The sequence below is a fragment of the Isoptericola sp. NPDC055881 genome (assembly GCF_053615895.1).
The window spans coordinates 1-11,807 of sequence record NZ_JBSHCR010000017.1; the positions used below are offsets into that span (position 1 = coordinate 1).

The window sequence follows — 11,807 nt, forward strand, 5'->3', positions numbered from 1 at the left end:
CCGACCGCGCGTGCGGTCGGCGGCCACCGTCGTTCACCAGATGCGGACCCGGTCCTCCGGGGCGAGCCAGAGGGCGTCGTCGGGCCCCACGCCGTAGGTGGCGTGGAACTCGTCGACGTTGCGCACGACGCCGTTGCAGCGGAACTCGTTCGGTGAGTGCGGGTCGGTGGCGAGGCGCCGGACCATCTCCTCGTCGCGGCCCTTGGACTGCCACACCTGGGCCCAGCCCAGGAAGACCCGCTCGAGGCCGGTCAGGCCGTCGACGACGGGCGCCTGGTCGAGCGACGTCCCGAGCGCGATGCGGTACGCCTTGATGGCGATGGACAGACCGCCGAGGTCTCCGATGTTCTCGCCGATCGTGAGCGCGCCGTTGACGTGCGGGCCGTCCTCGGGCAGCTGCTCGGGCCGGAACGCGTCGTACTGCGCGATGAGCGCGGAGGTCCGCTTCTCGAACTCGGTGCGGTCGGTCTCGGTCCACCAGTCCTCGAGGCGACCGTCACCGTCGTACTTCGAACCCTGGTCGTCGAAGCCGTGCCCGATCTCGTGCCCGATGACGCCGCCGATGCCGCCGTAGTTCACGGCGTCGTCGGCGTCCGGGTCGAAGAACGGCGGCTGCAGGATCGCGGCGGGGAAGACGATCTCGTTCATGCCGGGGTTGTAGTAGGCGTTGACCGTCTGCGGGGTCATGAACCACTCGTCGCGGTCGATCGGGCGGCCGATCTTGCCGAGCTCGTGGTCCTGCTCGAACGCGTGGGCGCGCCGGACGTTGCCGACCAGGTCGGCGGCGTCCACCTCGAGGGCGGCGTAGTCCCGCCACTTCACGGGGTAGCCGACCTTGGGGGTGAACCGCTCGAGCTTGGCGAGCGCCTTGACCTTGGTCTCCGGGGTCATCCAGTCGAGCTGCTCGATGGACTCGCGGTACGCGGCCACGAGGTTCGCGACCAGCGTGTCCATGCGCTCCTTGTGCTCCGGCGGGAAGTGCCGCTGCACGTACTGCTCGCCGACCGCCTCGCCGAGCGCCCGCTCGACCAGCGCGACGCCACGCTTCCAGCGGTCGCGGACCTCCTGCGCGCCGGAGAGGGTGCGGCCGTAGAAGTCGAAGTTGGCCTCGACGGTGTCTTCGTCGAGGTAGGCCGCGCGAGCGGTGAGCAGGTGGTAGGCGGCCCACAGCTTCCAGTCCGCGAGGGGCTCGGAGCGCCACAGCTCGGCGAACCCGGTGGCGAACGACGGCTCGCGCACGACGAGCGCGTCCAGCGACCCGGCGGGCGCGCCGAGGGCAGCGGCCCAGGCGCGCCAGTCGAAGCCGGGCGCCTGCTCGACGAGGTCGGCGAGCGTCATCGGGTTGTAGGTGAGGTCGGCGTCGCGGTCGCGCACGACGTCCCAGTGGTGGGCGGCGAGCTTGGTCTCGAGGGCGAGCACGCGGGCCGCGGCGTCCTCGGGGTCGGCGGACCACGCCGAGCTCGCCGTGACGCCCGCGACGCGGAGCATGCGCGCCAGGTGGGGCAGGTACTTCTCCCGGACGGGGGCGTACTGGTCCTCGCGGTAGTACGCCTCGTCCGGGAGGCCGAGACCGCCCTGCACGAGGTACGTCACGTAGGTCTCGGGGTCCTTCGCGTCGTTGTCGACGTAGAACGCCACGGCGCCGCCGCCGCCCGTGCGCTGGAGCGCCCCGAGCACGTCGACCAGCTCCGCGGGCGAGGTGGCGTCCACGATCTGCGCCAGCTCCGGCGCGACGGGCGCCGTGCCGAGCTGCTGCACGCGGTCGGTGTCGAGGAAGCTCGCGTACAGCGCGCCGATCTTCGCCGGCGTGGACGCGGGGTCGAGGTCCTCGGTGGCCGCGAGGTCGCTGATGATGGCACGGACCCGCTCCTCCGAGAGGTCGTGCAGCGCCCGGAACGCGCCGTCCATGGCGCGGTCGGCGGGAATCTCGTGCTGGGCGAGCCACCGCCCGTTCACGTGGCGGTAGAGGTCGTCCTGCGGGCGGACGTCCTCGTCGAGGGCGGACAGGTCGATACCGGACCGCAGCCCGGTGGCGTCGGCAGTCATGGCGTCACCCTACGGCGCGGCACCGACCTGGTGTGGGGGAGAATGTGTCCATGCGTCTGCACATCGCCGCCGATCACGCCGGCTACGAGCTCAAGACCCACCTCGTCGACCACCTGCGCGCCGCCGGGCACGACGTCGTCGACCACGGGGCGCACGAGTACGACCCGCTGGACGACTACCCCGCGTTCTGCATCGCCGCGGGCGAGGCCGTCGTGGCGGAGCCGGGCTCGCTCGGCATCGTCATCGGAGGCTCGGGCAACGGCGAGCAGATCGCCGCGAACAAGGTCGCCGGCGTGCGCGCGGTGCTCGCCTGGTCGCTGGAGACCGCCCGCCTGGGCCGTCAGCACAACGACGCCAACGTCATCGCCGTCGGCGGCCGGATGCACTCGCGCGAGGAGGCCACGTCGTTCGTCGAGGCGTTCGTCGCCGAGCCGTTCAGCGGCGACGCCCGCCACCAGCGCCGCATCGACAAGCTGGCCGCGTACGAGGCGTCGCACGACGTCTCCACGATCTCCTGACGTGCCCGAGGGGCACACCGTCCACCGCCTCGCGCGGGCCCTGGACGCGCTCTTCGGCGGTCAGGCGCTGACCGTGTCGAGCCCCCAGGGCCGCTTCGCGGGAGGGGCCGCGCTGCTCGACGGCCGCCGCCTGGCGAGCGCCGAGGCGTGGGGCAAGCAGCTGTTCTGCAGCTTCGTGCCCGACCTGCCGGGCGGCCGCGGCGAGGAGCGCTGGCTCCGCGTGCACCTGGGTCTCTACGGGGCCTGGACGTTCGCCGGGGACGGCAGCGCCGAGGTCGTGCACGCGATCGGGGCGCCGCGACGGCGCATCGGGGAGCGGGAGACGATGCCGGCTCCCGCCCCTGACAGTGTGCCGGGCGTGGCCGGCGCGGACGACCGGGTCAGCGACGACGGAGCGTGGGCCCCGCCCGCCCCGCGGGGCGCGGTCCGGCTCCGCCTGCTCGGGACGCACGCCGTCGCGGACCTCACCGGCCCGACGGCGTGCGAGGTGCTCACCGGGACCGAGAAGGCGGCGGTCGAGGCGCGCCTCGGTCCCGACCCGATCCGGGCGGACGGGGGTCGTGGGTCGCTCGACGAGGCCCGGGCGGCCTTCGTCGCGCGGGTGCGGCGCTCGCGGGTGACGGTCGGCCAGCAGCTCATGGACCAGGCGGTGATCGCCGGCGTGGGGAACATCTACCGCGCGGAGGTCCTGTTCCGTGCCGGGGTCGACCCCTGGCGACCCGGCCGCGACGTGCCCGCGGCCGTGCTCGGGTCGATCTGGGACGACCTGGTCGTCCTCATGCGGGACGGCGCCGACCACGGGGCCATCGTCACCACCCGTCCCGCCGACCGCGTGCCGGACGGCGGCGGGCGGGTCACGCGCCAGAACACGGACGGTGACGACGGCGCCGTGCCCCGGGACGCGTCGTTCTACGTCTACCACCGCGACACGCTGCCGTGCCGGGTCTGCGGGTCGCCCGTGCTCACCAAGGAGCTCGCCGGGCGCAACCTCTTCTGGTGCGGGATCTGTCAGGCCTGATCTCGCAAGAGCCCGGACAGGTGGCGGCCCGGGGCCTCGCCCCACTCCGACCACTCGGCGTCGGTGGCTTCCGCGAGCGCGCCGCACCACGCCCACGACCGGTTGACGGCGTGCACCGTGCCCGCGGCGCGCCGCAGGGCGGCCCACCCGCGGTGGGGGTCGTCGTCGATCGGCGGGAGCCCGCGGACGGCGAGCCAGTGCGCCCACTGCTCCCGGTATGCAGCCTCGACGGGCGCCCACGCCACGCTGCCGCTCCGGGCGACCGCCGACGACACCTCGAGCACCTCGAGGGGGTGGGCCCACTGCGCGTCGCCGAGGTCGAACACCCGCAGCTGCCCGTCCACCTCGAAGACGTTGCCCGGGTGCAGGTCGCCGTGCTGCAGGGTTGCCGGCAGCGGGCTCGCCGCGAGGACGGCGGCCGCGTCGACGACGGCAGGGCGCGCGCGGTCCAGCGCGGCGGCGGTGGCCTCGTCGAGGTGCGCAGGGTGCGCGGACGGCAGCGTGCGCAGGCGGTCCAGGACGACGTCGAAGCGGCCCGGCACGGTCGCGGGGGAGCAGTCGGGCAGGCCGGTCCTCCGGAGCTCCGGGCCGCGCGCGGCGACGTCCTGCTGGAGGCGTGCGAAGCCGGTCAGCACGGCCGACCAGTCGGCAGCGGTCGGCTCCCGGCGTTCGCGCAGGGTCGCCCCGCGGTCGGCCGTGAGCAACCAGCCGCGCGTGGTCTCGACGGCGAGGGGGACGTCGACCTGGTCGGGCGCGATCTCGGCCAGCAGCCGCTGCAGCGCGGGCTCGTGCGAAGCGGCCCGGCAGCCGCCCTTGAACCAGACGCGGCCGCCGTCGGTGTCGAGCACGAGCAGCGTGGACCAGGGGCGCACGCGCGTCTGGCGCGCAGGGCCGTCGGGGAGCAGCCCCTGGGAGCCGAGCGCGTCATGGACCCACGCGGTGACCTCTGCCCGCCACGCCTCGGAGGTCACCGTGCGTGTGAACGCGCCGGTGTCGGTGGTCACGCCGTCCGCCGTCAGAAGACCCAGCCGCACGCGGGCGCGAGCGGCCAGCCGAACGCGGCGCTCGTGCGCGCGAGCGCGCCCGGGGAGCGCTCGACGACCAGGCCCGCGCCCGCGAGCGCAGCGAGCGACCCGCCGCCGAGGTAGGCGGCGCCGAGCTCCCGGACGTCGAGCTCCAGGTCGGGCGCGGCGTCCGTGCGCTCGCACGAGGCCTCCTCGAAGGCGCCGGCCCGCAGGTGCCACGCCCCCGCGTTGTCGGGCAGCCGGGCGTCGGTGATGCCGAGGACCACGTCGACGTCGGCCTGGTAGCGGCGTCGGGCGAGGGCCGTGGGCACGTCGACGACGCGGACCCACACGTTGTCCGCGACGCGGGGTGCGGCGGAACGCGGGTCGACGAGCAGGGCCGTGATCGGGTCGTCGACGGGCAGCAGGAAGGGCTCGGTGGTGCTCATGAGGTCGAGGTCCAGCAGCACGCCCCACAGGGCGCGGGCCGCCGCCGCGTCGAGCGCGACCACCTCGCCCGCGTGCACGGTGCCGCGCGGCCCGGTGACCTGCCAGTCGAGGGTGCGGCGGAACGTCGCGTACCCGCGCGGCTCGCCGTCGCGCTCGACGACGACGATCCGCAACGACTCGCGTCCGGCCGACCGGAAGGACTTCGGGTCCGACCAGTAGCTGTCCCACTGGGCGTCGGTCTCCCGGGTCGCCCAGCCAGGACGGTTGATCCCCGTGGCCGTCGGCAGGCCGGGGGAGCGGTGCAGCCGCGCGACGAGCTCGCCGTGTCGCGCGCGGTCGGCGTGCTCCACGCGGACGGTGTGCTCCGCGGCGCCGGGGACGTCGCGCAGGGCGGCGCCGCGCGGGACGGCGACGCGCAGGTCGTCCGCAGCCTTGCCGTACCCGAACCGGCCGTAGATGGCGGCCTCCGCCGCGAACAGCGCGGATACGGCCTCGCCACGCTCGCGGCAACGCGCCAGGTGCTGGTCGATCATCGCGGTGAGGAGTCCGCGGCGGCGGTGCTGCGGGTGCACGCCCACCCACGTGAGGCCTGCGGTGGGCAGCGTGGCGCCGGGGACGGGGAAGTGGCTGAAGGGGTAGGACGAGTGCACGGCGGCGAGCGCGGCGTCCGCCCCGGTGCGGTCCTCCCGCTCCACGCCGATCGTCCGCTCCCAGCTCAGCGGGAGACCGAGCGCGTCGAACTCGTCGACGGAGTGCGGGTCGGGGAACGCCCACGTGTCGAGGTCGAGGAGGGCGTGCCGGTCGTCGGGGGTGAGCGGGCGGGAGCGGTGCCCGGAGGGCAGCGGGCGCGGTGCGGGGTCGGCGGTCACCGCCCGATCGTGACGCGGCGCGCGACCGTGTGCCAGCGGAATTCCGAGGCCGGGCCCGCCTGCGCGGACGGTCGGCGCGTGCCCGTAGGGTCGCGGTGTGCCTGCACCCACCGAGGAGATCGAGGAGCCGCTGGACGGCCCCGACGAGTATGCCGCCGCCGTCCTCGCCCTGGTGCGACGCATTCCGTCCGGCCGTGCGATGACGTACGGCCTGATCGCGGAGATCGTCGGCGAGCGGCTGGGCCGCGGCGGCCCGCGGCAGGTCGGTCAGGTCATGGCCGGCTCCGGCGACCGCTACGCCCACCTCGTGCCCGAGGGGGCGGCGGTCGTGGGTCCGGTCCAGGACAACCACCCGGTGCCGTGGTGGCGGGTGGTGAACGCGTCCGGCGCGCCGCCCGCCCGCCACCTCACCGCCGCGCTCGACGCGTTGCGGGCCGAGGGGTGCCCGCTGTCGCGGGACGGCCGCCGCGTGGACCTGCGCCGGGCCGTGTGGTTCCCCGAGGACGAGGGTGCGGACGAGGGCGGCGGCGCGGCGGGCTAGGCCTTCGAGGGTGCGACGCGGGCCGCCATCGAGCCGGCGGTCGCGCGGACGCGCGCACCCAGCGGGGTACCGCCGCCGGAGTCCGTGCGGGCAGCCTGCGACGCCGCGAGCACGGTGAGCATCGAGGACGGGTCGCCCTGGAGCAGCATGGTGGTCAGGGCCGTGCCGTCCCAGCGGGCCAGGTCGCGTGCGACCTTCTCCGCGGGACCGACGAGGGCGATCTCCTCCACCAGCTCGGTGGGCACGGCGCGCGCGGCGTCCTCCCGGCGGCCGGCGAGGAAGAGCGCCTGCACCTCGTCGAGCTGCGCCGCGTAGCCCAGCCGGTCGAGAGAGTCCTTGTGGAAGTTGGCCTCCTTCGATCCCATCCCGCCCGCGTAGAGGGCGATGTGGGGGCGGATGACGTCGGCGGCGGCCTCGACGTCGTCCCGCACGACCACGGGGACGGTGGCGAGCACCTCGAAGTCGGCGGCGGCGCTGCGTTCGTCGGCGCGCTGGGCGAAGCCGGAGGCCAGGAGCTCCCGGTGCTCGGCGTCCGCCCGCGGTGCGTAGAAGCCGGCCATCCAGCCGTCGGCGATCTCCGCGGCGAGGGCGACGTTCTTCGGGCCCTGGGCGGCGAGCACGATCGGGATGTCGCGGCGGCGGGGGTGCACGGTCGGCTTGAGCGCCTTGCCGAGGCCCGTGGCGCCGGGAGCGTCGGCGGGCAGGGGGAGGCGGAAGAACTCGCCGTCGGCGGTCACCGGGCGCTCGCGGGCGAAGACCTGGCGCACGACGTCCACGTACTCCCGGGTGCGCGCCAGGGGACGGCGGTAGGGCTGGCCGTACCAGCCCTCGACGACCTGCGGGCCGGAGGCGCCGAGTCCCAGCACGAACCGGCCTCCGGACAGGTGGTCGAGCGTGATGGCCTGCATCGCGGTGGCCGTGGGGGTCCGGGCGGCCATCTGGGCGATGCCGGTGCCGAGCCGGAGGCGGCGGGTGCGCGACCCCCACCAGGCCAGGGGGGTGAACGCGTCCGACCCGTAGGCCTCCGCGGTCCACACCGAGTCGAGCCCCAGCGCCTCGGCCGCGACCAGCGCGGGGACGATGCCCTTCGGGGGCTTGCGGGACCAGTAGCCGGTCTGGATGCCGATGCGCAGGGGGCTCATGGGGCGGGCGTGCTCCTCGTCGAGTGGGACCTTCGGTGTGTCTGGTACCCGGAGTATGGGGTAACTCCGGTCACACCTTAGCCGACGCCGTGCGCGCGGCGGTCGCCACGCTAGGTTCGGGGCATGGCGACGATCGACGACGCGGCCCGCGCCGCCATGGCGCTGCCCGAGGTTGCCGAGACGACGACGTTCCGGAACCGCGCCTGGGCGGTGGCCGGACGGGTGTTCGCCTGGGAACGGCCGTTCAGCAAGGCCGACCTGCGCCGGTTCGACGACGCCCCGGTGCCCTCGGGGCCGATCCTCGCCGTCGTCGTCGACGACCTCGGCGAGAAGGAGGCCGTGCTCGCCGCGCGGCCGGAAGCCTTCACGATCCCGCACCTCGACGGCGTCGCGGTCGTCCTGGTGCGCCTCGAGGCGTCCTCGACGGACGCGGTGCACGAGCTTCTCGTGGACGGGTGGCTCGCGAAGGCGCCCCGCCGGGTCGCCGCCGCCCACCCGGAGCTGCTCGGCTGAGCCTGGTCAGTCCGTCGCCGGGCGCGCACGGTCGGCGACCGTGTTGAGCAGTGCCGCGCCCGTGGCGGCGTCGTCGATCGTGACGACGAGCGAGCGGCCGCCGGTGCGCTCGACGAGGAGCGCCTCGCCTGCGCGGAGCACCACACCGACCCGTCCGCCGCGGCCGACACGCCACCCCCAGCCGCCGAACTCCGCGAACGGCCGGACCTCGACCACCGAAGCGGCGAGCACCTCGTCCGCCGGCACCCGCGTGCCCGGCCATCCGAGCACGGAGCGCACGGTCAGCCCGGAGCCGTCCACCCGGACGGTGAACGCGAACATGGCCGCGAAGAGCCCCGCCAGCAGCACGGGGATCGCGAGCAGGGCCCAGGTGGCCAGGGCCACGGCGAGCGCCGCGGTCACGAGGATCGCGGCCATGCCGACGGCCAGGCCGGGCCCGCCGGTCGCGCGCCGCAGCCAGACCGCGCGCTCGCCGTCCCGCAGGGTGGTGCGCGGGGCGTCGTCCGCGACGGCGCCCGTGGCCGGGAGCGGGGCATCGCCAGGCGCGAGGGCCGCCGCGAGCACGGCGGGCACGAGCGGGAGGAGCAGGACGAGGGCGGTCACCCAACCCGGGTCGGTCACCTGCGAGACGTCGGTCAGTCCGCGCTGCGGGGCGAGCGTCGTGAGCAGGGCGCCGCCGGCCATGCCGCCCGACCAGACGCTCCCGCCTGCGGCGAGGCGGCGGGTGGACGCGGCGCTGCCGGCCACGGTGCCGATGAGCCAGAAGAGCACCAGGAGGCCCGCGGCCAGCGCGGCGAAGACCAGGATGTAGCCGCGTGGCGCCGTGAAGCCGTCGGGGGCACCGGCGCCGCTCCAGTGGGAGGCGACCTGGGCGGGCAGCTCGTCGAGCCACGTCCAGGCGATCACGACCGCCGCGAGGGCCAGCGCGGCACCGGCGGCCGTGGCCCACCCCATCGTCCGTCGGGCGAGGGCGCGCCAGGTCTCCGGCGCGGGGTCGGGGGTCGTGCGTCGCGTCGCGGTCATCGGTGCAGCGCCTCCTTGACGAGGGTGGTGGTGGTCTCGGCGGACAGGCCGGCCTGACGGGCGGCGGCGACGAGGTCGGCCAGCGCGCGCTCCACGTGGCTCAGGTCTGGGCCGGCACCTGTCACGACCGCCCCGCGGCCGCGGCGCAGCTCGATCAGCCCGTCGTCGCGCAGCGCCTGGTAGGCCTTGAGCACCGTGTGGACGTTGAGGTCGAGCGAGGCGGCGAGCTCGCGGGCCGCGGGCAGTCGCTCGCCCGGGCGCAGGTCCCCGCGGGCGACCCCGAGGCGCGCCTGAGCCACGAGCTGTGCGTACAGCGGCTCGGCCGCGCCGGGATCGATCCTCCAGAGCATGGCGCACATGCTAGTTGTTCTACTGGAACTATCACAATCGGCACCAGCAACGGCATGCCTGCCGCCCGGAACGACGGCGGCCCGCGCGCCGCCTGCCGGAGCAGGGGTGCGCGGGCCGTGCCGCGGGGTGCGGGGGCGTCAGATGACGTACTCGAGCAGCTCGGACGCGTCCTCGACGTGCTGGCCGTGGTCCGGCCGATGGCCGGGGTGGCGCGCGTGGGCGGGCACCCCGACCGCGACCATGCCCGTGGGCACGTCGTGGACGACGACCGCGTTCGCGCCGATCTGCGCGTCGTGGCCGATCCACAGGGGCCCGAGGATCTTCGCGCCCGCACCGACCATGACCCGGTCACCCAGGGTCGGATGACGCTTGCCGCGCGTCATCGACCGCCCGCCCAGCGTGGAGCCGTGGAAGAGCACGCAGTCGTCACCCACCACCGCCGTCTGGCCGATGACCACGCCCATGCCGTGGTCGATGAACAGACGCCGGCCGATCCGTGCCCCGGGGTGGATCTCGATGCCGGTGACCCAGCGCGCGGTCTGGGACAGCAGCCGGGCCGGCAGCCGCAGGCCCGGCCGGTGCCACATGCGGTGGCTCAGCCGGTGCGCCCAGACGGCGTGGACGCCCGGGTACCCGAGCGCGACCTCGAAGCGCGACCGCGCCGCAGGGTCGTGGGCGTGCGCGGCCTCGAGGTCCTCCGCGAGGATCTCGAACAGGTGCCGCAGGCCGGGGCGGTGACCTGTGGGCATCGGGTGGTCGACCTCGCCGTCGACGGGGTCGGTGCGACGGCTCGCCACGTCAGTCCAGCAGGTCCGAGTAGAGGATCGTGGACAGGTACCGCTCGCCGAAGTCGGGGATCACGACGACGATCAGCTTCCCGGCGTTCTCCGGACGCTTCGCGACCTCCAGGGCCCCGGCGATCGCGGCGCCCGAGGAGATGCCGACCAGCAGGCCCTCCTCCTTCGCCGCACGGCGGGCGAGCTCGACGGAGGTCTCGGCGTCGACGTCCAGCACCTCGTCGTACACCGAGGTGTCGAGGATCTCCGGCACGAAGTTCGCGCCCAGGCCCTGGATCTTGTGCGGCCCGGGGTTCCCGCCGTTGAGGATGGGCGACTCGGCGGGCTCGACCGCCACGATCCGCACCTCGGGCTTGCGCTCCTTGAGCACCCCGCCGACGCCGGTGATCGTGCCGCCCGTGCCGATGCCGGCCACGACGACGTCGACCGCGCCGTCGGTGTCGGCCCAGATCTCCTCGGCCGTCGTCTCGCGGTGGATCTTCGGGTTGGCCTCGTTGGCGAACTGGCGGGCGAGGATGGCGCCCGGCCGCTCCGCGGCGATCTTCTCGGCCGCGGCCACGGCACCCTTCATGCCCTCGGCACCAGGCGTGAGCACCAGCTCGGCACCGTAGGCGCGCAGCAGGGCGCGGCGCTCCTTCGACATCGTCTCCGGCATCGCGAGCACCACCTTGTAGCCGCGCGCGGCGCCGACCCAGGCGAGCGCGATCCCCGTGTTGCCGGACGTGCCCTCGACGATGGTGCCGCCGGGCTGCAGGGCGCCCGACGCCTCCGCGGCGTCGATGATCGAGACACCGATGCGGTCCTTCACGGAGTTGGCGGGGTTGTAGAACTCGAGCTTGGCGACGACGGTGGCGTCGAGTCCGGCGGTCAGGCGGTTGAGCCGAACGAGCGGGGTGCGGCCGATGAGCTTCGTCGCGTCGTCGTAGATGCGTGCCATGGTGATCCTTCTCGGGAGGTGCGTGCGGGCGGGTGCGGTGAGAGCGCGGCCTGCGATCGCGTCGCTCGTGGAGCGGGCGGCCAGGGCCGGCGGCGGGGCGGTGCGAGCGCCGCACGGTCGCCGGGGACCCGCCTGCGGGCGGGTCGGACGTGGCGTGGGCGCTCTATCGACAGCATCGCGGCGTCGTCGCCGCGGCGCACGCCAGGGTGCGGAGCGTCGACGCCGGCACCGTCCTGCGGGCGGACGAGGGGGCGACGCGGGAGACGGTGGTCGTCATGCCCGGCCCTCCTCAAGCTGCGTGGGTGCTGTCGCTGGCTGCGGCGCCGAGCCTAGCCAGGCGGCGACCGATCGACAAGGCGCATCTCATCCATCGGCACGATCGATGGGTCGAGTGATGACGAGGTGGCGACGGGGGGCAAGCAGGCATGGGGGGAGCGGCCGGGGTGCCGAAGAGATGAAGGGGCGCGCAGAGGAGGCGCGGTGGCGGGGGGGGGGGGGGGGGGCCCCCCCCGGGGGGGGGGGGGGGGGCGCGGGGGGGGGGGGGGGGGGCGCCGGTGTGTGGCAGGGGGGGGGGGCCGATGAGGGGGACGCGCCCCCC

General features: G+C 75.1%; 12 protein-coding genes. 4 read left to right on the forward strand and 8 right to left on the reverse strand.

The window, feature by feature from the left end; all coding sequences use genetic code 11:
- Positions 1-33: 33 nt before the first annotated feature.
- Positions 34-2,046 (reverse strand): M13 family metallopeptidase, encoded by a 2,013-nt coding sequence (locus ACWGKI_RS07645; RefSeq protein WP_452185986.1) that lies wholly within the window; start codon positions 2,044-2,046, stop codon positions 34-36.
- Positions 2,047-2,096: 50 nt separating this feature from the next.
- Between ACWGKI_RS07645 and ACWGKI_RS07650 the strand changes: the two genes are divergently transcribed.
- Both ACWGKI_RS07650 and ACWGKI_RS07655 read left to right on the forward strand, forming a co-directional pair.
- Complete coding sequence (locus ACWGKI_RS07650) at positions 2,097-2,564, forward strand: ribose-5-phosphate isomerase (RefSeq protein ID WP_380244347.1); 468 nt, start codon at positions 2,097-2,099, stop codon at positions 2,562-2,564.
- Position 2,565: 1 nt separating this feature from the next.
- Positions 2,566-3,582, forward strand: a complete 1,017-nt coding sequence (locus ACWGKI_RS07655; protein ID WP_452185989.1) for an Fpg/Nei family DNA glycosylase — start codon at positions 2,566-2,568, stop codon at positions 3,580-3,582.
- Here the strand turns inward: ACWGKI_RS07655 and ACWGKI_RS07660 are convergent.
- Entirely contained in the window at positions 3,573-4,586 is a 1,014-nt protein-coding gene (locus tag ACWGKI_RS07660; RefSeq protein WP_452185991.1) for a phosphotransferase, read from the reverse strand. The two genes, ACWGKI_RS07655 and ACWGKI_RS07660, sit on opposite strands and share 10 nt — an antisense overlap.
- An 11-nt stretch (positions 4,587-4,597) precedes the next feature.
- The gene (locus ACWGKI_RS07665) at positions 4,598-5,905 is read right to left on the reverse strand and encodes a GNAT family N-acetyltransferase (protein ID WP_452185993.1); all 1,308 of its coding nucleotides are present in this window, start codon (positions 5,903-5,905) and stop codon (positions 4,598-4,600) included.
- Between the two features lie 97 nt (positions 5,906-6,002).
- Between ACWGKI_RS07665 and ACWGKI_RS07670 the strand changes: the two genes are divergently transcribed.
- Positions 6,003-6,446, forward strand: coding sequence for an MGMT family protein (locus ACWGKI_RS07670; protein ID WP_452185995.1), 444 nt, complete (start codon positions 6,003-6,005; stop codon positions 6,444-6,446).
- Here ACWGKI_RS07670 and ACWGKI_RS07675 read toward each other — a convergent pair.
- A complete protein-coding gene (locus tag ACWGKI_RS07675; RefSeq protein ID WP_452186081.1) occupies positions 6,443-7,579 on the reverse strand; it encodes an LLM class F420-dependent oxidoreductase in 1,137 nt (378 codons plus the stop codon). The two genes, ACWGKI_RS07670 and ACWGKI_RS07675, sit on opposite strands and share 4 nt — an antisense overlap.
- Before the next feature lie 132 nt (positions 7,580-7,711).
- On the opposite strand from ACWGKI_RS07675, the gene ACWGKI_RS07680 reads away from it, so the two are divergent.
- Positions 7,712-8,101 carry a hypothetical protein gene (locus ACWGKI_RS07680; protein ID WP_452185997.1) on the forward strand — a complete coding sequence of 130 codons (390 nt, stop codon included), beginning with the start codon at positions 7,712-7,714 and terminating at the stop codon, positions 8,099-8,101.
- Positions 8,102-8,107: 6 nt separating this feature from the next.
- On the opposite strand, the gene ACWGKI_RS07685 is transcribed toward ACWGKI_RS07680, so the two are convergent.
- The 4 genes from ACWGKI_RS07685 to cysK all read right to left on the reverse strand — a co-directional run bounded on the left by ACWGKI_RS07685 (position 8,108) and on the right by cysK (position 11,209).
- The gene (locus tag ACWGKI_RS07685) at positions 8,108-9,124 is read right to left on the reverse strand and encodes a DUF1648 domain-containing protein (protein ID WP_452185999.1); all 1,017 of its coding nucleotides are present in this window, start codon (positions 9,122-9,124) and stop codon (positions 8,108-8,110) included.
- Positions 9,121-9,474, reverse strand: a complete 354-nt coding sequence (locus ACWGKI_RS07690) for a GntR family transcriptional regulator (RefSeq protein ID WP_380244354.1) — start codon at positions 9,472-9,474, stop codon at positions 9,121-9,123. Before ACWGKI_RS07690 ends, ACWGKI_RS07685 begins: the two co-directional genes overlap by 4 nt.
- Before the next feature lie 138 nt (positions 9,475-9,612).
- Entirely contained in the window at positions 9,613-10,224 is a 612-nt protein-coding gene (gene epsC, locus ACWGKI_RS07695) for a serine O-acetyltransferase EpsC (protein WP_380244358.1), read from the reverse strand.
- A 49-nt stretch (positions 10,225-10,273) separates the two neighbouring features.
- Positions 10,274-11,209 (reverse strand): cysteine synthase A, encoded by a 936-nt coding sequence (gene cysK, locus ACWGKI_RS07700; protein WP_380244355.1) that lies wholly within the window; start codon positions 11,207-11,209, stop codon positions 10,274-10,276.
- Positions 11,210-11,807 lie beyond the last annotated feature (598 nt).